The sequence below is a fragment of the Eudoraea adriatica DSM 19308 genome (genome assembly GCF_000382125.1).
GTDB lineage: Bacteria > Bacteroidota > Bacteroidia > Flavobacteriales > Flavobacteriaceae > Eudoraea > Eudoraea adriatica.
Window position 1 is genome coordinate 1 of record NZ_KB907550.1, and the last position, 23595, is coordinate 23595.

Here is a 23595-nt window from a genome sequence, read left to right on the forward strand (position 1 = left end):
TGTTTGGTCAACTGATTAAAACCTTTTGAGCTGTTTTTAAACTTAAAATGTTTCCCTTGGGAGCTCATAACATCGAATACATCTTTGCTGATATCAACACCAAAGATTTGATTATATTTAAACATAAGAAAATGTTTTTTGAAAGGACAATCTACTTTGCTTTCAACAACTTGAAATCGAGATCTAAAAGTCTCACAGAACTGAACGAAATTGAAGTAGAAAAAGAGAGGGGATTATCATTGTTGACGAGATCTCAGTCTCTACGGCTATATTAACCTTAATCCTCTCTTTTGTTCTTTCTAATTAATTAATGAAATAAAGATATTACAAACTTAAGATGGCTATAAGTAATTGCTTGTTCTCACCTACTTCTAAAAATCCGCCCGGATTTTTAGCTTGGTGTGTACTTGCTAAGCTAAGTGCTAAACCACGCAACTACTCATAGCCGAGACCGTTACCAAAAATTTAAAACTAACCACTAAAATTAACATTATGGAAAAATCAAAACATCAAGCTATTCGTGAATATGAATTAGATACTTGGACAAGATGCTCGTCAAGTTACAATGAAACTTGGGCTACTTTAACTAATGAAACACTTCCATTATTAATAAGCAAAACAAATGTCAATTCTAATTATTCTGTTTTAGATATTGGTTGTGGTGCTGGAAATTCTACAAAGAAAATTAGTGAAACTGGAGCGAATGTAATCGGAATTGATTTCTCTGAAAAAATGATAAATGAGGCTAAATCGGCACATAGTGGTATTATATTCAAACAATCCGATGCTGAAAATATTCCATTAAAAGATAACTCAATAGATGTTGTAATAGCAAATTTTATAGTTCATCATTTACCTGAACCAAATAAAGTTTTTAAGGAAATTAACAGGGTTTTAAAACCTGAAGGGAAATTTGCTTTTGCAGTTTGGGGAGCAAAGCAAGAACAAAGTTCATTAGGAGCTTTTTTTCAAGCCTTTGGAAACCACCACGAATTATCTGAACTACCTCACGGACCATTATTTGGTGTCACAGATTTTGATACTTATAATACATTTGTATCCAATGCTAGTTTAAAAAATTTCAAATTAGAAAAGCTAGATACAAAGTGGAATATGCAATCACTTGACCCACTAATTAACGGATGTTGGGATTGGGGAAATTTAAACTTATTTCCTGAAAATAAGCAAAATGACATAAAAATTGATGTAATTAAAAATTGTGAATCCTTTAAAACAGAGAATGGATATTCCTTTCCACATTCTGCTATGATTGGATATGCTGAAAAATAAAAACTTTTGGTAACAACGTGTATAAAACATAGCTAATGATTGCTAAATTGAAAGGTTCGTGCTTATTTGCGAAGACCGCCAAATTTTTAAATTTGGCTTTTAAAATAGAAAAGGTAAAAACAAAATGTAAAAATTCGGCTCTGTGTTAAACCGAAAAGTTAGCGTCTTTTTACACGCTACGTTTCATACACAAAGCCGTTGTGGTGCATTTGAATAAAATTTGTTTTGTACGGTTATTTGCCGTACATTTGTGTAAAACAAGTTTATCATGGAAGGACCAGTAAGTAAAAATGAACGTATAGAGCTAAGAGTCTCCTCTACTGACAAAAGAATTTTTAGAAAAGCTCAAAAGCTCAGCGGAGACAAGTCATTTACCAGCTTTATTGTTCGTGTAGTTAAAAAACAAGCTGAAGAAATTGTTGCTAAAAACGACAGAATAATTGCTACAGAGAAAGATCGTCAAGTATTTTTTGATGCTGTATTTGGCAATACAAAACCAAATCAAAATTTGGTAGAAGCTGCTAAGAGGCACAAATCAAAAAGATCTTGAATTGAATATTTCAATATTAGATAAAACTCACAATAGAAAGGGGTTTGAATGCGAAGAGCCTCCATTAACAGACTATATTCAAAAACAAGTTAGTCAAGACGTTAAGAAAAAACTTGCAGTATGTTTCGTTGCAACGGACAAAGACAAAAATGTAATTGGCTATTATACTCTTACGAGTGAAAGTCTGGGAAGAGAACTAATACCCGAAAAGTATATCAATAAAGTTCCCAAGAATTATAATGCTCCAGTAATCCTACTCGGTCGACTAGCCAGAGACATAAAAGAAAAAGGAACAGGTCTTGAAGAACACCTTCTTTTAGATGCATTATTTAGAGCTTTTACTTTATCGGAAGAAAGTATTGGAGCTATGGCTGTTGTAGTCGACCCAATCAACGATTATGCAGTGAAGTTTTATAAAAAGTATGGTTTTGAAAAGCTACCTGATAGTGAAAAGATGTTCCTTCCAATGAAAACAATAAAACAGATAATTTGAGATAAAAAAACGCACCACAACATTGCATATTGCTTATGGCGGATAAAACTCTAAATTCAAGGATTTCACCTCTTAGCCAAGTTCGGTTCAGGTGGGCAAGAAAGTGCTTCGATAACCGCAACAAGCCATATACGGGACCGTTAGCGTCAATAGTGTCTTTTAAAATACTTACTCTTACGGAGGGCTACGGATAGAAAATTAAAAAGTTTGGCCAGGTACTATTTCTTCCTTTTTCAAATTGTTTGCCAAGCAGTGCGCAAGGGTAGCGCAGTTGGACCAATTGCTACTTTGCCATCATCTTTCTTATTTCAAAGACAGCATATCATTAGCCAAAGTCATAGCTCGAAATAAAAAACAATTTGTAAAAAGGACTTGGGGAAACCATTTAAAAGCAAAACCTTTCCCATGGTCCCAGCAACACCACTGCCGCTAACAATACCTATAATTCAGCCCTGCTCCCTACTCTATTTGAAATATTTCCTACATTAGACAAACAAATCAAAACCATAATTTGATTTCGCCCTAACGGGCCGAAATCATAGCTTAAACGTTGTGTACTATTACATGGTAATTCTATAATCAACAATAAATTTTTATCCAAAATAAATTAATCAAAATAAAAATGACATGAAAAAAATAATTACCCTGCTATTAACTCTAGCCAGTTTAAATTCCTTTTGCCAAATTAACGCTAAACTTATGCGGTATGTTGATGTTTCTGAAACTCAAATTTGCTTTGTCTATGGAGGCGATATTTGGGTGGTTGATAAAAACGGAGGCATGGCAGTCCAATTGACCAATTCCCCTGGTGAAGAGTCCTATCCAAAATTTTCTCCAGATGGCAACGAAATAGCCTTCACTGCTAGTTATAGAGGAAATCCAGATGTTTATGTCATGCCCACTTTAGGAGGAGTTCCGCATAGAATTACTTATGGTTCTCATTCTGACAGAATGGTAGAATGGCATCCCTCTGGTGATAAAATTCTTTTTGCGTCACGCCGAGAAACTGGTATTCCTTCAGGAAGGGTAAATCAGCTCTTTCTTATTCCTAAAACAGGTGGAATGCCTGAAAAATTACCTATCCCCTATGGTGAAATTGCAACTTATTCAGCCGATGGAAAGCAGTTAGCTTACATCACAAAAATTACAGAAACCTTTCCTTTTAAAAGATATCGTGGGGGGTTGACTTCTGATGTTATCTTATTTGACTTAGAAAATAAAACAGCCAAAAACATTACTGATAATGTGGCTAACGATGGCAAACCTGCATGGGCCAACAATAAGATCTATTTTTTGTCAGATCGTGCCGACAATATGCGTTTGAATGTATGGAGTTATGAGGTCAGCATAGAATCACTCAAACAAGTAACACACTTCAATGACTTTGACATCACTTATTTATCAGCCGGACCAAAAGACTTGGTTTTTGAAGTAGGAGGCACACTCCTCCTTATGGACCTGGCTACAGAACAATCAAAAGAAGTAAAGGTATCCGTAGTAAGTGATCTGACTTTAGAAATGTCCCGAAGGGTTAGCGTGGATAAGAAAATCAATAATATGACGGCCTCACCAGGTGCCAACCGAATTGTTTTCGAAGCTCGAGGTGAATTATTCAATGTACCGGTAAAAGAAGGTTTTTTGCAAAATATTACTGGTAGCTCTGGAGCCTTTGACCACAGTCCAACTTGGTCTCCAAATGGTGATTATGTGGCCTATTGGAGTGATAAATCAGGAGAATATGAGATTTATGTACAAGCTATGCGCACAGACCAGGAAGCTAGAAAAATTACGTCAAGAAATAAAGGCTACGGATATACACTTTATTGGTCACCAGATAGTAAAAAGTTAGCTTTTATTGATGAAAAAAATAATATCAATGTTGTGGATGTGACTTCTGGCAACATTGAGATTGTAGAAAACTATAATTGGAATTATGGTCATGGCGGCCGTTATAACTATCCAATCAATTGGTCTCATGACTCTAAATATTTAACATACTCAATTGGTATGGAAAATGGAAATGAAGCCATTTTTATTTACGATTTTACAAACAAAAAAGCCCGGAAAGTAACCAGTGGTTTTTACAATGATCATCATTCCATTTTCAGTGAGGACGGCAAATATTTAATGTTTCTAACGGACAGAAACTTTAATGCTGTGTATAGTGGTTTGCAGGATGGCACCTGGATTTATCCCAACACCACACAGCTGGCCGGTATAAGTCTTAGTAAGGATTCTCCCTATCTACTGCTCGCAAAAAATGATGATTTAAAAGACGAAAAGAAAGAAGAGCCTGCCGATAACAAAGACAAGAAAAAAGGCAAAGAAGAAAAAACAAAAGAACCGGCAGTTAAATTGGATCCCATCAAGATTGATTGGAATGATTTAGAAAGTCGACTTGCGATTCTTCCTGTAAAACCGGGCAATCTGTCAGACCTCATGGCATTTGAAGGCAAGGTTGTTTACATGCGTTATCCAAATACAGGGACTGCTGGAGGTGACCCAGAGCTCATGTTCTACGACTTAAAAGAGAGAGAAGAAAAATCCATCATGACAAAAATCAGCGGTGTGGTTAAATCAGGCGATGGAAAGTCTTTACTGGTAAAAAGTGGTCCACAATTTGGCATTATCAAACCAGAAGCAGATCAGAAGATTAAAGATGCCATCCCAACTGATGGTTTAGTCATGGAACTGAACCCGAGAGAAGAGTGGCGGGAAATTTTTAATGATACTTGGAGACGCTATCGAGACTTTTTTTATGACGAGGACATGCAACAAGTCAATTGGCAAGCTCTACGAACACAATATGGTGCCTTGATTGAAGATGCCCGATCACGCTGGGATGTAACCTATATTCAATCAAACCTCTTAGCTGAATTGAGTGCAGGTCACACCTATACACGTGGTGGTGATAATCAAAGTACAGAAAACGTTGGTACAGGTTATTTAGGGGTTGATTGGGATTTGGATGCCAAAAGCTATAAAATCAAAAGAATTGTTAAACCCGCACCATGGGATGTCGAAAACAGGTCACCCTTTGATCGTCCGGGTGTTGGGGTTTCTGAAGGTGACTACATTCATTCCGTGAATGGCATGGTACTTCCATTAGACAAAGAACCATTTGCAGCTTTTGAAGGACTGGATGGCAAAACAGTGGCTTTAAAAATTAGTAAAACAGGTAATGTAAGTGATGCTAAAGAAGTTATTGTCACTTGCCTGACGGATGACCAGGAAAGTAATATCCGGTACTTAGACTGGATTGAACAAAATAGATTAATGACTGAAAAACTCTCCGATGGAAAACTAGGCTATGTTTATATGACCAACACAAGTACCCGAGGGCAACTTGACTTAGTAAAAATGTATTATGGTCAACTTGATAAAGAAGGGTTTATCATTGACGAACGTTTTAATGGTGGTGGCCAACTTGCGGATCGCTTTCTGGAATTAATGACCCGACCTGTAATTTATAATTTATACTGGCGCCATGGTAAAGGAACTACTGTTCCTTCAAAAACTAACACAGGGCCTATGGGTATGTTAATTAATGGCTGGGCAGGTTCAGGAGGTGACGGACTTCCTTGGGCCTTTAGAGAATTGGATGCCGGACCGATTGTAGGTGAGAGAACCATAGGTATTTTAGTAGGACCCGCAACAGGACATCAGCTTATTGATGGTGGTGGCATTACAGTACCAGGAGCAAGACTATACTATAATAACGGCAATTGGTTTGATGAAGGCGTTGGGGTTAAACCTGATTTTGCCATCTGGGATGATCCAAATTTAATCATGCAAGGGCGTGATCCACAAATGGAAAAAGTGGTAAAAGAAGTTATGGACTTATTAAAAATCAAACCAGGTGTTGCCACACCGCCACCTGCTAAGCAAGACCGTACCGCAAAGGGATTAAATAAAAAATATAACTAGTTATATAGAAATTTATTATTTACAAATAAAAACAGTACACAACAACGGGTATAGTGCATGCCGTTCGGGACACGCACCATACCCAAACCGTTACCAACAAATTAATAACATAATGGTCATTTAAGATGAAAACCATATTACCTTTTTCAGTTCAACTCTTACTAATAGTCTTTTCCTGTCAAGGGCACTTATTTGCACAGTCATCTTTGGAAGTAAAATTTCAACCAACTGAATACATGTATGTTTATGAAACTAAGGGAATTGGAACACCTGGAGACTTATACAGTGCGGTAATTCAAAATATAGCCATAGTCAACCACGCTGAAGATAGTGTAAGTATAGAGGAAATTGAAATTATAGCAACTCAAGGAGACGTTGAAATACAGAGATTTAAAGTGCCAGAAGAAATCCTGCTGCAATCTGCAGAAAAGTTTAAGACCTATCAAGAACAAGGAATTTTGCAATATTATGATTTTCAATTCCAAACGAGCAAGTACTTAAAAGGAATAACCTTCTCAAGAAACCCAACATTGGCTAAAGAAGAAGCAGTGGTAATAACACACCGCACCCTACTTTTTCAAACATTACCTGATTTAGTTACGGTTAGAGTTAAAGCCGGTGACAGCAATGGCAACTATCTACTAGGAGAAGCTGCACTAAAAGTTGTTAATCACGTATCAAAGAACCAGTATGATTTTCCGCTTAAGGGGACATGGGCAGCATATGGAGCTCCTTCTTTGATAAGTCACCATAGATGGGGAAGCATTCAAGAGTTTGCATATGACTTTGTGAAAATTGGAACAAATGGAACCACGCACAGCGGAACTGGTAGTAAACTAACCGATTATTATGCCTATGGAGAGCCTATTTACGCTATCGGTTCAGGAAAAATAGTCTCCATATATGATGGTGCAACCGAATCAAACGAAAACTTAAAGCAACAAAATGAAACAGCCGAAGAATATCTTGAAAGATCCGCAGTGCTTCAACAAAAGCTTTTAGCCAAAGGGTTTTCATATGTTATGGGCAATCATATTATCATAGAACATGAAAATGGAGAATACTCTCACTATTTGCACCTTCAGAACGGAAGTCTAAAAGTAAAAGAGGGAGATTATGTCAAAATTGGAGATCAAATTGCAGCATTAGGACATAGTGGTAATAGCACTGAACCTCATTTACACTTTCATGTGACAGATGGCCCAGATATGGCTTACTCAAGAAGTATTCCTGTCTCTTTCGATAATATTTCCCTTTATCCAGATGACAATAAAAATATTCGTCATATTCATTATGGTCAGATAATAGTGACTAATGATTAAATAATCTGTTGGTAACATTGTATAAAAAATAATAGCGGTTTATCGCTAAAACGGAAGTAAGTAAATATAAAAAGGTCTGTGTTTAACCTAAAAATTAGTGATTGTAAATCCGCTACTATTTTTATACGATACCGTTAGCCTTCATTGAGAAAATAATTAATTATGAAAAAAATAATATTAGTAGCAATAGTATTTCTTGCAATCAGCTGCCAAGAAAAATCTAAAATTCCAGAAACAACCCAATTAGAGTCGTTTATTGATTCTTTATTTCAGATAAGCGTTGATAGTTCACAAATAGCAGGAGCATCAGTTTTGGTTTATCAAAATGGAAACACTCTTTTAAAAAAAACCTACGGATATGCAAGTTTAGAGCTTTCTGTATCTATACCTGAAAGCGGAGTTTTTGAAATTGGTTCGGTGACCAAGCAGTTTACAGCAGCAGCTATACTTAAATTAGTAGAAGCCAACAAGGTCTCATTAGATGATGATTTTACTCAATACTTAGATTTTGATACCAAAGGCAGAAAAGTTACTATTGATAATTTACTTAATCATACTTCAGGGATTCCAAGCTATACAAGTTTTGAAGAATTCGGAGAATTGATGATTCAAGATCATCCAAGAGATTCATTAGTACGATTAGTAGAATCAAAGCCCTTTATGTTTGAACCAGGCGAAGCCTTGATATATAATAATTCAGCTTATTTTTTTCTGGGATTAATTATTGAAAAAGTAACTGGACAGACATATGCAGAGTATTTAGAAGATACATTTTTTGAACCCTTAGGAATGGACAATACTTCCTATTGTTCAACATCAGAGATTACAAAAAATAAAGTTTATGGTTATGGCTACACTCCTGAAGGTCTTAAACAAAAAGGGTATTTGAATCATACATGGCCATATGCAGCGGGTTCACTTTGTAGTACTACTGAAGATTTACTCACATGGATGACTGCTTTACACCGAGGGAAAGTATTATCTGAAACCTTATATCAATCTCTAATTACTCCAGACCAATTAAAAGATGGCTCCAATATATTATATGCAAAGGCTTTGGTTAACTACTCTGATTTTGGAAATCACAGAATTGGTCATGGAGGCGGTATAAATGGCTTCTTAACCGACACTAGATATTATCCAGAGGAAGATTTATACATGATTTGTCTAGTAAATACTACTGGGCCCAAAGGCGCCAGTTTCTTTGCAGATGCAATTACATGGGAGTTACTCGAAAAGGAATCACCTCAAGGTAAAAAAATAGATATTAACACTAAACTTTTGGAAGGAAAATACAGAGGAGCAGTAAGAGGTTCTGATAATTTTACAATAGAAGTTAAATCAACAGTAAATGGTCTCACAGTTAAATCGGAAAGGGATGATAAGGCAGATACTCTAAAAACATATATCGGTAACAATACTTGGGCTGATGATAATACTAGAATAATTATAAAAAATAATGAGTATCGATTTGTGAATCCAAGCTCCTACTATATTCTTAAAAAGGAGATAGAATAACGAAAGGCTAACAATGTATAAGCGGCATTAAAACGACCGCTTATACGAAACGTTAAATTGCATTGGTTTACTCATAACGGTAAAGGGTAGTTTAAGCTTATCATTCTAAACCAACTTAGCGCGGCTAAATTTTAAGCAGGTAATTTAAAGCTAAAAGTTTCATTGCAAGGCTCATGCTAATAAACGTGGTCGGCTTGATATTACCCCTCTCACTGATCTCGCCCTACACGTCCGCCCACAAGCCCCTCTCACTGTTGACTTCGCCCGTCTCGGCCTACGCACCCAGTAGTTCTACTACACAGTCGCACCCGTTAAGGGCTTCTCTCTGTTTTCGCCCGGCCCGGCTTGCGCGCAAAAATCCCCTTACACTGGCGATCACTCCCGCACGGCTTCCCTGCACTTTCAATGTAAACTTGTTGGTGCCGATCATTCTTAATGCTTCGTATTCCCGACCAATTAATGGGGCTTAAAATTTAAAAGACCAACGCAACCAAACAAAATGTAAAAACCATATTGTACAAGTTTCAAATAAAGCGGCAGGGGGTAACTGCCATAATTCATATTTTATTAAGCCACGTACAGATGATTATCAAATTGGCAGAGAAAGCTTAGTAGGTAAAATATAAATTATTATCTTAAGGCAATGAATAAACGTTAATACGGTTTTTACATCAAGCGTTATGGGCAATTAAAAAATGAAAAATGAAATTAACAATAAAAGGAATTTTACTATTTGTCATTTTAAGTGGGTGCAAGGCGCCAGAATCTTTTGATGTTCTAATTAAAAATGGACAGATCATAGACGGTTCTGGAAATCCATCATACATAGGTGATGTTGGAATTAATGCTGATACTATTGCAGCAATCGGAGTTCTTAAAAATATGACAGGAAAACTCGAAATTGATGCGACTGGATTAGTAGTTGCTCCTGGGTTCATTAATATGCTCTCTTGGGCAACTGAATCTTTAATTGAAGATGGGAAATCACAAAGCGATATTAGACAAGGAATAACCTTAGAAGTATTTGGAGAAGGCTGGTCTATGGGGCCATTGAATGAAGCATTAAAACAAGAAAGGTCAACATCTCAGGGCAATATAAAATACGATATAGATTGGACCACCTTAGATGAATATTTAGAGTCTTTAGTTAAACGTGGAATTTCTCCTAATGTAGCGTCATTTATTGGAGCAACAACAGTTAGGATTAATCATATTGGTTATGAAGATCGTGAGCCAACTAATGAAGAAATGGAATCAATGAAAGCCATGGTTAAACAAGCCATGGAAGAAGGTGCACTAGGTGTTGGTTCTTCCTTAATTTATGCTCCTGCCTTTTATTCGAGTACAGAAGAACTCATCGAATTATGCAAGGCGGCTTCAGAATACGATGGTATGTATATATCTCACATGAGAAGTGAAGGCAATCGACTATTACAAAGCATAGATGAATTAATACAGATTGCAGACAAAGCAAATATTAGAGCAGAAATATATCATTTAAAAATGGCTGGTAAAGACAACTGGTACAAATTTGATGATGTGGTTAAAAAAATTGATTCTGCCAGATCAGATGGATTAGACATCACAGCAGATATGTATACCTATACAGCTGGATCCACTGGTTTAAATGCATCTATGCCCCCGTGGGTACAAGAAGGCGGATATGACAAATGGGCTGAACGACTAAAAGACCCTAAAATTAGAAGACGTGTTTATAAAGAAATGACAACAGATACTGATGAGTGGGAAAATTTAATGTATGCAGCCGGAACAGCTGATAATTTGTTATTAGTTAGTTTTAAAAATGACAGCTTGCGTCATTATACAGGTAAAACCCTTGCTGAAGTTGCAAAAATTCACGGTAAAAGTCCTGAAGAAACTGCAATGGATTTAGTAATTGCTGATGGTAGCCGTGTTGGAACAACTTATTTTTTAATGTCCGAAGAAAATTTAAAAAAGCAAATAGCATTACCATACATGAGTTTTGGTTCCGATGCAGGTTCATTAGCTCCTGAAGGTGTGTTTTTAGAATCTAACACTCACCCGAGAGCTTATGGTAATTTTTCTAGACTACTTGGTAAATATGTTCGTGATGAAAAAATAATTTCATTAGAAGAAGCAATAAGAAAATTAACATCACTACCGGCATCAAACTTAAAAATTAAAAACAGAGGAAGTTTAGCTGAAGGCTATTTTGCCGACATAGCCATTTTTAATCCTGAAACAATAAAAGATCATTCAACCTTTGCCGAGCCTCATCAGTTTTCAACTGGGATGGAACATGTTATAATAAATGGTGAACAGGTGTTAAAATATGGCGAACATACTGGAGCCCTGCCTGGAAAGGTGGTAAGAGGGCCAGGATGGATAAAAAAAGCCCATAACAATGGCTATAAGTAATTGCTTGTTCTCGCCTACTTTGGAAATTCCTGCGGAATTTCCAACTTGGTGCGTACTTGCAAAGTTAAGTGCTAAACCACGCAACTACTCATAGCCGAGACGTTAGAAGGAATACAAATCAAATTAATCTAGGACTATGAGAGCATTTTATCTACTTATTTTAGTTGTCGTCATTTCATGCGAAAACAAACAAAGCATCAATTATTCAGGAGATTTGAAAATTGGTGTCGAGCAATCTGATAGTCTCTCTCAAAAAGAAGTCAAATCCTACACTTTGGAGCTAGATTCAGGGACTTACATATATGGATATGTGAATCAAATAACTGTAGATGTAATTGTTGAATTAAAGAATGACCAACAAGAAACAGTTGATTCCTTTGATGGTCCTGCAAAAGGACCCGAAAATTTCAGTTTTGAAATTAATAAATCGGGTACTTACGCACTCGAAATCAAGCCATTTGAAGAAGAGTCAGGGTCTTACAAAGTAATTTTATTGGATGTTGATCCAATCGCCAAAGATCCTGAAAAACGTGTAGATCAATTGATGACATTTTACTCAGATGATAATCCCGGGGGGAGTATTGGTGTGCTGAAAGATGGTAATTTGATTTTTTCAAAAGCCTACGGTAAGGCCAATCTGACTCATAATTTGGATTTTCAAGTAGATATGCCAACAAACATCGGGTCTGTTTCCAAGCAGTTCACGGCAATGGCAATTTTGTTACTTGAAAAACAGGGTAAACTTTCTCTTGATGATGATGTCAGAAAGCATATTCCAGAATTACCTGACCTGGGTGAAGTAGTTAAGATTCAAAACGTACTAAATCACACCAATGGGTGGAGAGAAGTTTATAATCTAATGGCAATAACCGGATGGAATGGTGAGGACAAACTTTTAAGAGAAGTAGTGCTTAGAATGCTACAAAAGCAGACTGAATTTCAAACAGCTCCCGGAGAGGAATTCAACTATAATAACTCCGCATATATCATGGCTGCTCTGATCGTTGAACGAGTTTCGGGACTGGACTTTCCTACCTTCCTCAAAGAAAATATTTTCCAACCTCTTGCTATGAATAACTCGCACGTGAGGCGCGACCCTACTACGATTATTCCTAGAAGTACACAAGGTTACTCAAATAGTGAATTTGGATACATTGAATCCGGTGATCTCTATGCAGCCTATGGAGCAGGAGCTATATACACTACTCCTGAGGACCTCTCCAAATGGCTCAATAACTTTGAAAATGCGACAATAGGTGGCCCCGATGTAATTGAAAAGCTCATTACCCCTGGATTTCTGAACAATGGTGATACCATGACTTATGCCCTTGGGATAGGGGTTGGCGAATACAAAGGACTTCAGCGATATGCGCATAGTGGGGCTGATATTGCTCATCGAGCCATGTTAGTATATTTTCCTGAAATAAGATCTGGAGTAATCGCACTCAGTAATAATGCAAGCTTTTCAGGTAGCACTGCATATCGAATTGCAGATGCATTTTTTAAGGACAATTTAAAGGCCGAAGATGAGAAAAAAGAGGAAGGCAATAAAGAAGAGATCACTTTACCTGAAGAGACACTTAAAAAATATGTTGGCAAATACAGAGCTGACGGGATTGGATTGATTATCGAATATAAATTAGAAAAAGGTCAGCTAGTGGCTTACCCAACAGGACAGTCCTCATTAAAATTAAAGCCTACTTCAGAAAACTCATTCGATTATATCGGGGTTGAGGCTACCATTCAATTTAATTCTGATGATGAAGGGGAATTTAAATCAGCTACTTATACTCAGGGCGGCTCTGATATTGAGTTGGCTAAGCTTCCTCCGTTTAATCCATCTTTAGAAGAATTAGTTGAATATACTGGTACATATTTTAGTGAAGAATTAGAAACATTTTACAGAATTGCTGTGGAAGATAGCACACTGACTGCTCTCCATCGGAATATGGAAAACATCAAACTGACTCCAGCTAACGTTGATAGTTTTAGCGGAAGTGTTTTCTTTATAGGTGAAATGGCATTTCAAAGAAATGATGAGGGAGTCATTGATGCATTCACCGTTTCGAATGGTAGAACAAAGGGTATACTTTTTAAACGTCAGTAAGAAATAGTCCTTCTAACAAACACTAAAATGAATATGCGAGCTGAGCACTTTGATATGACAATGCGAAATAGAAATTTCCGTGCTTCCAGCAAATGGGCCGCATACTCATTTTAGTTGAGCGTTAGGCAACATTTGCCAAGCTCGTGAAAAATACTTATCTTTGACGTTAGTAACGTAAAACAAAAGCATGATTGTTTCCTTTGGCTCGAAAGAGACCGAAAAAATATGGAGTGGAATCCGTGTAAAGAAAATGCCGATTGAAATTCAGAACGTTGGGCGTCGGAAATTGAGAATGTTGAACAACTCTCAGGATATTAATGATTTGCGAATTCCCCCCTCAAACCGACTTGAAAAACTGACTGGAAAATTGGGCAAATTTTATAGTATACGGATTAACAAACAATGGCGGATAATCTTCGTGTGGAACAAAGGAAACGCAAGCGAAGTGGAGATAATAGATTATCATTAAAAAGTAGAAAAATGGAAAAGTTAGCTAATGTGCATCCTGGCGAAATTTTGTTTCACGAGTTTCTCGAACCTCTTGAAATTACAGCGTATCGACTTTCAAAAGATTTGAAGATACCTCAAACACGGATTTCGGAAATCGTAAAAGGTAATCGTAGAATAACGGCCGACACAGCTTTGCGATTGAGCAAATATTTCGGGAATTCCGCCAAGTTCTGGCTCGGACTTCAAGATGATTATGATATCGAAGAAGAACGTGACGAAAAAAAAGCCGAACTTGACGAGATAAAACAGTACGGAAATAAAAACGTTGCCTAACAAAACCTATGAACAATACGGGCTTAGGGTTTACCTGCCTACTGGCAGGCAGGTCCGCAAAATCTTATGGATTTTGCTCTGGACAAGAAAAAATAAATCAAAACAACTAGATTTCGCTATGTGCTTGGCGGAAAGCAAACACCAATTTGCCCCCGTACTGTTCATAGCCAAACCGTTGTGCTTAATTCCTGTAACATATTATCCTTAAAATAGGTTGACTAAAAATTAAACAATTTTTTTGTAACCTAATATTGTAAAAATATCGTCATATGAATTAATATGAACGCGTTGTACATAATTAAAATCTAAGAAAGTATGAAAAAATTAATTAAATACAGTGGAGTAGCTCTAGTTATGGCTGGAATTTTCTTTGCAATACCTAACACGGTTATTTTACCTTTTGTAGACTTCGGGTCACCTTTTAGTAAATTATTGACATCTACTTCTTTTTTTTACAGAATGATTTTCGCTGCTTTAACTGTAGCATTTCTTCAATTTGGAGTTTTTGGAATTTATTTACATCATAGTAAAATAGAACGTGCAAAATTATTCAGGGACGTTACTTTCATAATAGCTTTTTTCGGGAGTGCCTTTATGATGGCTAATGAGTGGCATCAAATATTTGTTCTTCCAGAGATTGCCAATTTAAACCCTGATTCCGTAGATAAATTAGGTACTTCAGATCAATCCAGTCGTTATGCAATTGGATTTATGATTGCATTAGTAACGTTTTCATTAGGCTGGATCTTGTTTAGCATATCACTTTTGATAAGCAGAAAATTAAAACGTTTAGGACCTATTTTAGTACTTGCAGGATTTTTTATTATTCCTCTATTTTCAGGAATATTTACACCAATAATAGGTGGCATTATTGGAGGTATAGTACTTGGAATAGGATTTTTCTTAATAGGGCTTGAATTAATTAAATCAAGTTGAATACTTGTTTAAAACTAAGCACGGCTATAATTCATCGCTGCTTTCCTGCTTAATTGAAATTTCCTACATTTAAATAAAACTAAAACTGGCTTGAATGGTTGAAAGGCCAGGGCTCGCTTTGCCTGATCGAATTTCTAACACTAACCGTGTTAGATCCTACGCTGAGCTTCGCCCTATGCCGTGCCGTAATCATAGCCAAAGCCGTTATGCTCAATAAAATATCAGACATAAATGGCAAAAAAAGAAGGATATCAATTAGAGTTAGAAGGCGCAAGATTCTATGAGGAGAATTTTGTCCCATCATTATTTGAAAATTGGGCAAAAAGAACAGTTGAAAAGCTAAGTTTATCTGATGGAGACCATTTATTAGATATCGCATGTGGAACCGGAATAGTAGCTAGAATTGCAAAAGCTAGTAAAATTGGTGAATTGAGAATAACTGGAATTGATATCAATGAAGCAATGCTAGAAGTGGCGAAAGGAATTGAGCCTGAAATTGATTGGATAAGAGGGAGTGCTCAAAATTTGCCGTTTGATGATCAATCATTCGAAAAAATAAGCTGCCAATTTGGATTTATGTTTTTTGAGGATCAAGTGAAATCGTTGAATGAAATGAAACGAATTAGAAAAAGGAAGGGAAAAACTATTATTGGAATTTGGGATAAAATTGAAGCGAACGAAGGATATTTTGACCTGTTGCAAATGATCGAAAATATTGGAGGTCGAGATTTGGGGCAAATTCTAAGATCACCGTTCAATTTAGGCGACAAAGATGAAATTAATGAAATTGTCAAGTCAAGTGAAATTTCAAATTACAAGATTGAGACAATAAGAACAAAAGTTGAATTTCGATCAATTGATCATTGGATAGATTGCGATGTTAAAGCCTCACCAATAGCAGAAGAAATTTCGGATCAACAATATTCCGAATTACTAAAAAAGGCTAGGTTGGATCTTAATAAATATTTGACAGAAGATCAAAAAGTTAGATTTAATATGTCTGCACATATTGTAACAATCGAATAAATAGAAATACTGAGCATAACAAAGCATAAAATGTTCATGAGGGCTATTCGCCCTCACGCAATTTATGCGAGCCGTTACCTGCAAGCTTTCCCCATCCTGAATAAAGGCCACATAATATTAAACATTGGATTTTTGCTTTTTGGGTGTAAAGTAAAAACATCTAATAAAAAAAGAAATTGAAGAAAAAGTAGAGTTCAATCAGGAATTGATCAATGCGCTAAAAAAATGGCTGAAGTCCACCAAATTGCGACATGCATACTGCAGGAGAATACGAAAAAATGACTAAATAACAGTGGAATTCTTTTAAGGACAGTGTCTTTACAACTCGCCAAAAAAAATGAAAAAAATTTTGTAACGTAATCACTATTTTGATCGTCATAAGGTATTAATCATTCATAAACCAAAATTCTAGAAAAAATGAAACATTTATCAAGATACTTAGTAATAACATTCCTAATTCTATCAGGGTGTTCTGAAATTAAGCCTAAACCATTGGTTCAGAAAGTATTTATATATGAAAAGTCTAATCTAGATGGCAGTAACAAAGGGCAAATCGCAGTTTACTACGAAAAGGAAGGTAAAATAGAGGCTTTTAAATGGCATGAGGGACATCAACAAGCTACCGTTGTGAGAGCTTGGGTTAATCAGGACGATTATACAGTAAGGCGATTTGAAGCTCTGAGAACAAATCATTTGGGAAATGAAAAGCTAAACGCCGTCTTAGAGGTTACTCAAGACAGAACCGTCAACATACAATTAGGGGATCAGAACCAAGTATTTAAATCGGCTCCTGCACAGTGGCATAGTTATGACTTTGATTTTTCAAGTCTAGGCTATGCCTACCGTTATATTCGCAATAAGAATCAACCCATTTCATTTAATATTCTTGACATTGAATTAAATCAAACTCCATACAATTTAAAAGATTTCGGTTCTGTAGAAATGACATTTCTCGGAGAGGAGGAAAAATTGTCTAGACAAGTATTAAAATATGGAATCGATGGACCAGGTCTTGATAATCGGGGAGGCTATATATGGTTTGGTAAGTCGGATAGCGTGCTAGTGGCTTTTGAGATAGAAAAACCTGATGAACCTGGTTATGAATCAGGTAAATTAGAGTTAAAAGAGACATTACAGATGAATCAAAAAGAATGGGCAGAGTTCAAAATGAATAAATTGAGTAACAGTCATTAGCACAATAGTTAGGTTAGACAAAACTCACAGTGCACTGCAGATGAAATTATTCTAAGTCTTTTAAAGTGATTAAAAAACAACAAGAATTTTATCTAAAATAACAACGTAATTATAATGCTTGATTCGTAAAGATGCTTTTAATAGATTGCTAATTAATTCATTACGAATGATTGTGATAAATTAGGTTAAGTTATATAAAGCAAAGTATAATGCTAAAGTTCTATGTTTAAAATGTGGTATCTCAAGACTTGCAATTCGAAAATGGTTAAATCGTTATAATGAATTTGATAAAACTTAATTCATTATTTTACTGACATCTAGAATTGGTTATCTTTTTTTAATACGTCTTATAGCAAATGGAACAACTGATAGTTTTATTTCGAAGGTGGAAAAAATGTTAAATTAAAGAAAAGTAAAACAGAAAAAAGCCAGCAGGTAACAACGGCTCCTATGAAAAGCAATAGCGGTTTGGGTGCCAACTCAGACCGTTTTCTGTTAAATTAAGTATCTTTCTATCCTAAAAGCAAGAGTATTAATTCTGCTACTGCTCTTATACTAAACGTTACAGTCAATTAATAACCAGCATAATGAACAAAATAGTCTTAAGTCTACTTGGAGTTGTCATTTTGATGTCATGTGATAATTCAAGTAAAGAAAAAGTTGCCTTCAGGGATTTAAACAAAAATGACAGATTGGATGTTTACGAAGACTCCACACAATCTATTGAAGCAAGAATTGATGATTTACTTTCGCAAATGACTCTGGAAGAAAAGGCAGGGTTGATGTTCAACGCCATTTCCGGGGTGGGAATGGGAGAAGGAACTCAAAGGGTAGACTCCTTAATTGCGAAAGTCAACATCAATCATTTGGACATGCCCGGAATGGCAAGGGCGGAACAAGTTTTAGAACACAACAACAAATTGCAAAAGATTGCCGAAAATACAAGGCTGGGTATTCCGATTACGTTTTATTCGGACCCCAGACATGGTATTCGAAAAAATGAAATGACGGGTGAAAACCGTTTTCATTCCTGGTGGCCTTCGGAACTAGGTTTTGGTGCCATTGGAGACGAAGCATTGGTTAAGGAATTTGGGGATATAGAACGCCAGGAGTATTTGGCATTGGGCATACGATTGGCCCTGCACCCTATGGCAGATTTGGCCACCGAGCCCCGATGGTTTCGTACATATACTACGTTTGGGGAAGATGCCAACTTATCCGCAAAACTTACCAAAGCCTATATTGAAGGTTTTCAAGGTGAACAACTTGGCAAACACAGCGTACTTTGCCAAACCAAACACTTTCCCGGTGCCGGGCCTCAAAAGGATGGAATGGATGCGCATTTTCCGTCAGGTAAAGAGCAGGTGTATCCCGGAGGTATGTTCGACTACCACTTAAAACCATTCACCGAAGGGGCCTTACCAGCCGGTACTGCGCAACTAATGCTCTATTATGGGGTACCCGTTGACATCACGGAAGAACAAGTCGCCTTCGGATATAACAAGGAAATAGTTACCGATTTGTTAAGGGATTCATTGGGATTTAAGGGTGTTGTATGTACAGATTGGGCTTTGGTAACTGATAATCCGGCGAAACCGGCTTCGGCCTGGGGTGTGGAACATCTAAGCCCAAAAGAACGCGTCAAAAAAATTATCGATGCCGGGGTGGATATGTTAGGTGGGGAGTCTTGTGCAGAGTTGGTAGTCGAAGTGGTCCAAGAAGGCAGCATTACAGAAGCCAGATTGGATGAATCTATCCGTAGGATATTACACGATAAATTTGTTTTAGGGCTTTTTGACAACCCCTATTTGAACAAAGAGGATTTAAAGGTTTTTAAAAATGAGTCTTTTAAGGAAAAAGGAAAGGAGGCGCAGCGGAAATCATTAGTGCTTTTAAAAAATGAAGGGAGCATTCTGCCCCTCGACCAAAATATCAAAGTTTATCCTAGTGGGATAGATGCCAAAGCAATAAGCAAATATGCCACTATTGCTGCAACTCCTGAAGAAGCTGATGTCATCGTTCTAAAATTTGGAACGCCCTTCACCCCGGTTGAAGACCCAAAATTCTTTTTAGAGCGAATCTTTCATCAAGGCCGGTTAGATTTTCCGGAAGCCAAAAAGCGTGAGATGCTGAAATTGATTAAGACCAAACCCACCATTTCCATATTTACCATGAACCGTCCCGCTGTAATCCCGGAAATTAATACTGGCAGCAGCGCTTTAATTGTTGATTTCGAATGCCAGGATGATATTTTAGCAGAATTGATATTTGGCAAATTCAATCCTACAGGAAAATTGCCTATTGAAATGCCTTCTAGTGTGAAAGCAGTAGAAGATCAATTGGAAGACGTCCCTCATGATTCGAAAGATCCTTTATATCAATTTGGTTTTGGATTGGAATATCAAAAGAACAATAACTGACTTTAACTATAGCTAAAATGTCAATGCGGGCTAATCGCCCATATTGGATTTAGCCGAACCTTTGCAGCCAATTCGAAGTTTATCACATGATAAATATCATGCCATCATGCAATAAAAACGAGTACCTTTATTTTTGGGTTAGTATTATCGGCTAATTGGTAAGGTTCAGCGCACTGTGCCCGCTGCCTTCACGGGATCCGAGACCTTTGATGTCGGCATGGACACGGCTTCGCCCGTTACGAACGACTACTTCGAGAAAGCACCATTTAAATTTGAAGGTACATTGAATAAGCTGCATTTTAAATACTTCAAAGAATAGAAAACAGTGTCATATAATCAATAAAAAGTAAACAAATGTATCCAACTAAAATCATAAACCGTTTAGTTAAAAGCGTTCTTATTTGTTTTGTTCTGTCCGCATGCTTTGAATCGCTCGTAGCACAGGAAGTATCACCCTATATGGGCGGAGAGGTAGAACTGGTAGAAGCTCCTAATGGGGCGATTGCCAACAAGCAAATCCTCGATGGAGTTGATAAAGTGTCCTGGCTCGAACCGACTATCGAGCAGCCTGCCGAGGGAATCTGGGTATTTGGCGGCTATGGCCTGGCGCCAATTTCTATTATAGATACAGATGAAGGCTTGATTGCATTCGATACAGGCGACACAAAACATGACGGTGAAATCCTGCTTGAGGCGATTCGTACGGTGACCGATAAGCCGATCAGGGCCATCATCTACGGACACTCGCATACGGCCTTCGGAGCCGGGGTGCTGGCTGAAGGTCAGGAGGACGTTCAGGTTATCGGCCACCCAAATCTCAATGCGGTGGTGGAGGCGAACGCAAAGGCAGCAGGTTTTCCTGCCTACTTCCCTGAAATCGGGCCCTACCTAACGGCTCGGGGGTTAATCCAGTTCAACGCCTTTATGCCCAAGGAAGGCCCGGACGCCTGGGTGGTGCCGACAACCTTCCCGGAAGATTTCGAGCTGGCATACATGCCTGTAAATACTCCGGTCGAGGACGGGCAGGAACTGACTGTGCTGGGACAGAAAATGCAATTTTTTACCAAATACGGATCGGATGACAAGGTACACACCACGGTATGGTTGCCCGAACGAGAAATTCTTTTCACCACTTTACTTTGGTCTAGCCCGCCACAGCTTTACTCTGTGCGAGGGGATGTTTTTCGCGATCCCAGAGAATGGATTAAAGGTCTTAAGTTTAATCGAGATCTTGAACCGGAAGTATTGATTTCGGCTGCAGCAAAACCGGTTATAGGGAAAGAAGAAATTCGTAAGCGATTAGAAGGCTATCTGGACGGGGCGAGTTTCGTACTAGACCAAAGCCTCCGTGGTATACTGGGAGGAAAGACCCCTGATGAACTGCGCCACCTGGTAAGTTTGCCCGAATATCTGAGGGAAGTCCCTAACAACCTGGAAAGTTATGGCGAAGTATCCTCCTATCCGCCGGCCATTTATTACCAATCTGTTGGCTGGTATGATAACGATGCCCTTAACCTGGCTCCCGTCCCACCTCTGGAAGAGGCCAAACGTATTGTTCCTCTGATGGGAGGTCGTAGCAAGGTATTGGCAGCCGCCTCCGAGGCCATGAATAAAAATGAATATTCCTGGGCCGCCCAGCTGGTCAATTACCTGTACCGACTAAACCCGGAAGACGAAGAAGCCCGTAAAATCAAGGCAGAGGCCCTCCGGCAGATGGCTTATGTGTCTACCGGGGCGAATAACCGGGCCCACCTAATGTCCCAGGCGCTGGCTTTAGAAGGCAAGGTGACCCTGCCAACAGTAATACCTCCCGCCCCCGAGACCATAGCAGCCTTTCCGGATACCTTTGTGGACTATATGCGGGTACGTCTCGATCCGAAAAAAAGCGGGGAGACGGATAAGGTACTACGTTTCGATTTTGAAGAAGGAGCCAGTGCAGGCTTGCACGTGCGCCGCGCCATAGCCGAATTTATCGAAGCACCCAGTGAATACCTGCGTGAACCAGATATCTTGATGGAACTATCCGAAGAAGCCTGGGCTAAGGTCTACCTAAGTGCGGAACCTATCCGTGATTTGATCCAAAACGGGGAGATCAAGGTGACCAAAGGGGATGCCCAGGAGGCCGCAAGGATATTGGAACTTTTTGATCGCTACGATCCGGCTAAAGCGGTGGTGGTGCCTCCCACTATTAGGCAGGATCATATGTAGTTAAAACAAAAATAGAAAATCAATAAAATGAAGCATATCAAATTCTGGATAGCAATCCTGATAGGATTCGCGATCACCAGCTGCGGCCAGGCTGAAAAACAATCCGCCCTTGAAACCGACGAAAACGGTGTGGCCATTTTAAGCGACGAACAAGTCGAGGAGATCGTAAAGCGCTCCTACTAGTATGTTGCCATGTTCAATGTAAACAACAAAGACTCCATGCAGTATGGTGGTTGGAATGTAACGGATTTCGATGACCAGCCCAAGGACCACACCTTCCAGGTGATCGCACGACCCAACAATGACACCTACTACATCACCGGAATTATCGATGTAAGAAAGGATGCAGTTATTCTGGACATGCCGGCCTTCGATTCAAATTATGTGTCACTGATGATCACCGGGTACGACCATTATGTGAACATTCCGATGTCTACCCGTCTTGGAGATTTCCAGAAAGCTGAAAAAATGCTCGTTTATTCGGAACGAACTGGAGGCTACAAGGAAGGAGAAAAGATTGAAGGTGTTGACCGTTATTTCGAAGTTACAGGGGATTTTATATCCGCTGTATTCCGCGTCATGCCCCACATTAATGATCCTGAACGCTATCACCGTATCACAGGCCAAATGAATGACTTTAAAATGTATACCCTTTCAGCCTACCAAACAGGGGAACCAACCCCAAAGGAAGATGTCGAACTTCCACAAGTTGGAAAAACCGATGTGGATGTTTATGCCAACAACCTCCTGGAGGTGATGCAGTTCATTTTTAACCACACCATCTTTGATCCGGAAAATGAACTCGACCAGAAACTACTTGCATTGTACGAACCGCTCGGAGTGGTTCCCGGTCAGGCCTTCGACACAAATAAGGTGGTAAAGCTGGACAGTGAGAAATTCCGCGATATCGCCCAACGCATTACCGACGAGGAGATGGCCAAAGCCGATAAACTGGCCGCCAGTACTGGCCTATTCCAGCCAAAAGGTGAAATCAGCTTAGATTTGCTTCTCTTCCAATCCGTTTTTGGCCCTATTGGTCAACCCGCACAAGAAGCGGTCTATCCGGCAGTTGCATCCGCCGATGGCGAGTCAATGAATGCCCAAAACGACTATGTGATCAGTATGAGCAAGGAAGAAATGCCTCCGGCCAACGCCTTTTGGTCGTTTACCTTGTATGATACCGAAAATGGGTTTTTCCTGCCCAATGAGCGCAAGAAGTACAACGTCAGCGAAAACACGGGAATGAAGCTGAATGAAGAGGGTGGTATTGTATTTTCAGTGCGAGCCGTTCTCAGGAACAGCGAAGCTATCTCCTGGTGAGGCTACTATCTACTTTATTAGCTCTTTGTTTCCAAAATCTTAAGTATATTAGTAAGCAGGGAGTATTCTGTGGCAGACACTTATTGTAACACTATCTTTTT

The 23595-nt window shown here is 38.4% G+C and carries 17 protein-coding genes and 1 pseudogene; all 18 read left to right on the forward strand.

Annotated elements, in window-relative coordinates; genetic code table 11:
* The first annotated feature begins 492 nt into the window (after nt 1-492).
* The 18 genes and pseudogenes from G504_RS0111980 (at nt 493) to G504_RS0112060 (ending at nt 23494) form a co-directional block, all read left to right on the forward strand.
* Nucleotides 493-1290: a class I SAM-dependent methyltransferase gene (locus G504_RS0111980; protein WP_019670424.1), complete on the forward strand. Its 798-nt coding sequence runs from the start codon at nt 493-495 to the stop codon at nt 1288-1290.
* 268 nt (nt 1291-1558) lie between these two features.
* The gene (locus G504_RS0111985; RefSeq protein ID WP_019670425.1) at nt 1559-1840 is read left to right on the forward strand and encodes a type II toxin-antitoxin system TacA family antitoxin; all 282 of its coding nucleotides are present in this window, start codon (nt 1559-1561) and stop codon (nt 1838-1840) included.
* A gap of 1 nt (nt 1841) precedes the next feature.
* The gene (locus G504_RS0111990) at nt 1842-2333 is read left to right on the forward strand and encodes an N-acetyltransferase (RefSeq protein ID WP_019670426.1); all 492 of its coding nucleotides are present in this window, start codon (nt 1842-1844) and stop codon (nt 2331-2333) included.
* Between the two features lie 627 nt (nt 2334-2960).
* Nucleotides 2961-6260, forward strand: coding sequence for a S41 family peptidase (locus tag G504_RS0111995; RefSeq protein ID WP_019670427.1), 3300 nt, complete (start codon nt 2961-2963; stop codon nt 6258-6260).
* A gap of 125 nt (nt 6261-6385) precedes the next feature.
* Entirely contained in the window at nt 6386-7582 is a 1197-nt protein-coding gene (locus G504_RS19260) for a M23 family metallopeptidase (protein WP_083930761.1), read from the forward strand.
* A gap of 162 nt (nt 7583-7744) precedes the next feature.
* Nucleotides 7745-9100: a serine hydrolase domain-containing protein gene (locus G504_RS0112005; protein WP_019670429.1), complete on the forward strand. Its 1356-nt coding sequence runs from the start codon at nt 7745-7747 to the stop codon at nt 9098-9100.
* Between the two features lie 702 nt (nt 9101-9802).
* A complete protein-coding gene (locus tag G504_RS0112015) occupies nt 9803-11500 on the forward strand; it encodes an N-acyl-D-amino-acid deacylase family protein (protein WP_019670430.1) in 1698 nt (565 codons plus the stop codon).
* A 136-nt stretch (nt 11501-11636) separates the two neighbouring features.
* Nucleotides 11637-13607: a serine hydrolase domain-containing protein gene (locus G504_RS0112020; RefSeq protein ID WP_019670431.1), complete on the forward strand. Its 1971-nt coding sequence runs from the start codon at nt 11637-11639 to the stop codon at nt 13605-13607.
* 187 nt (nt 13608-13794) lie between these two features.
* Entirely contained in the window at nt 13795-14076 is a 282-nt protein-coding gene (locus tag G504_RS0112025) for a type II toxin-antitoxin system RelE/ParE family toxin (protein ID WP_019670432.1), read from the forward strand.
* An 11-nt stretch (nt 14077-14087) separates the two neighbouring features.
* A complete protein-coding gene (locus G504_RS0112030; RefSeq protein ID WP_019670433.1) occupies nt 14088-14390 on the forward strand; it encodes a HigA family addiction module antitoxin in 303 nt (100 codons plus the stop codon).
* 315 nt (nt 14391-14705) lie between these two features.
* A complete protein-coding gene (locus tag G504_RS0112035) occupies nt 14706-15326 on the forward strand; it encodes a hypothetical protein (protein ID WP_019670434.1) in 621 nt (206 codons plus the stop codon).
* Between the two features lie 231 nt (nt 15327-15557).
* On the forward strand, nt 15558-16352 hold the full coding sequence (locus G504_RS0112040; RefSeq protein ID WP_019670435.1) for a class I SAM-dependent methyltransferase: 795 nt from the start codon (nt 15558-15560) through the stop codon (nt 16350-16352).
* 417 nt (nt 16353-16769) lie between these two features.
* Nucleotides 16770-17546: a hypothetical protein gene (locus G504_RS0112045; RefSeq protein WP_019670436.1), complete on the forward strand. Its 777-nt coding sequence runs from the start codon at nt 16770-16772 to the stop codon at nt 17544-17546.
* A gap of 196 nt (nt 17547-17742) precedes the next feature.
* A pseudogene (locus tag G504_RS20140) lies at nt 17743-17844 on the forward strand (hypothetical protein); the annotation flags it as partial.
* A gap of 289 nt (nt 17845-18133) precedes the next feature.
* Nucleotides 18134-19966 (forward strand): glycoside hydrolase family 3 protein, encoded by a 1833-nt coding sequence (locus tag G504_RS0112050; protein ID WP_205619669.1) that lies wholly within the window; start codon nt 18134-18136, stop codon nt 19964-19966.
* Between the two features lie 354 nt (nt 19967-20320).
* Nucleotides 20321-22174, forward strand: coding sequence for an alkyl sulfatase dimerization domain-containing protein (locus G504_RS0112055; protein WP_205619670.1), 1854 nt, complete (start codon nt 20321-20323; stop codon nt 22172-22174).
* A 27-nt stretch (nt 22175-22201) separates the two neighbouring features.
* The gene (locus G504_RS19675) at nt 22202-22357 is read left to right on the forward strand and encodes a hypothetical protein (protein ID WP_157473325.1); all 156 of its coding nucleotides are present in this window, start codon (nt 22202-22204) and stop codon (nt 22355-22357) included.
* Between the two features lie 9 nt (nt 22358-22366).
* Entirely contained in the window at nt 22367-23494 is a 1128-nt protein-coding gene (locus G504_RS0112060; RefSeq protein ID WP_019670439.1) for a DUF1214 domain-containing protein, read from the forward strand.
* The last annotated feature ends 101 nt before the right edge of the window (nt 23495-23595 follow it).

Bases quoted from the DNA above. Each gene is read 5' to 3' on its own strand.
- G504_RS0112015 (WP_019670430.1), top strand. From the start codon at position 9,803: ATGAAATTAACAATAAAAGGAATTTTACTATTTGTCATTTTAAGTGGG.
- G504_RS0112035 (WP_019670434.1), top strand. From the start codon at position 14,706: ATGAAAAAATTAATTAAATACAGTGGAGTAGCTCTAGTTATGGCTGGA.
- G504_RS0112030 (WP_019670433.1), top strand. From the start codon at position 14,088: ATGGAAAAGTTAGCTAATGTGCATCCTGGCGAAATTTTGTTTCACGAG.
- G504_RS0111980 (WP_019670424.1), top strand. From the start codon at position 493: ATGGAAAAATCAAAACATCAAGCTATTCGTGAATATGAATTAGATACT.
- G504_RS0112045 (WP_019670436.1), top strand. From the start codon at position 16,770: ATGAAACATTTATCAAGATACTTAGTAATAACATTCCTAATTCTATCA.
- G504_RS0111995 (WP_019670427.1), top strand. From the start codon at position 2,961: ATGAAAAAAATAATTACCCTGCTATTAACTCTAGCCAGTTTAAATTCC.
- G504_RS0111985 (WP_019670425.1), top strand. From the start codon at position 1,559: ATGGAAGGACCAGTAAGTAAAAATGAACGTATAGAGCTAAGAGTCTCC.
- G504_RS0112005 (WP_019670429.1), top strand. From the start codon at position 7,745: ATGAAAAAAATAATATTAGTAGCAATAGTATTTCTTGCAATCAGCTGC.
- G504_RS0112020 (WP_019670431.1), top strand. From the start codon at position 11,637: ATGAGAGCATTTTATCTACTTATTTTAGTTGTCGTCATTTCATGCGAA.
- G504_RS19675 (WP_157473325.1), top strand. From the start codon at position 22,202: ATGAAGCATATCAAATTCTGGATAGCAATCCTGATAGGATTCGCGATC.
- G504_RS0112055 (WP_205619670.1), top strand. From the start codon at position 20,321: ATGTATCCAACTAAAATCATAAACCGTTTAGTTAAAAGCGTTCTTATT.
- G504_RS0112040 (WP_019670435.1), top strand. From the start codon at position 15,558: ATGGCAAAAAAAGAAGGATATCAATTAGAGTTAGAAGGCGCAAGATTC.
- G504_RS0112050 (WP_205619669.1), top strand. From the start codon at position 18,134: ATGAACAAAATAGTCTTAAGTCTACTTGGAGTTGTCATTTTGATGTCA.
- G504_RS0112025 (WP_019670432.1), top strand. From the start codon at position 13,795: ATGATTGTTTCCTTTGGCTCGAAAGAGACCGAAAAAATATGGAGTGGA.
- G504_RS19260 (WP_083930761.1), top strand. From the start codon at position 6,386: ATGAAAACCATATTACCTTTTTCAGTTCAACTCTTACTAATAGTCTTT.
- G504_RS0112060 (WP_019670439.1), top strand. From the start codon at position 22,367: ATGTTCAATGTAAACAACAAAGACTCCATGCAGTATGGTGGTTGGAAT.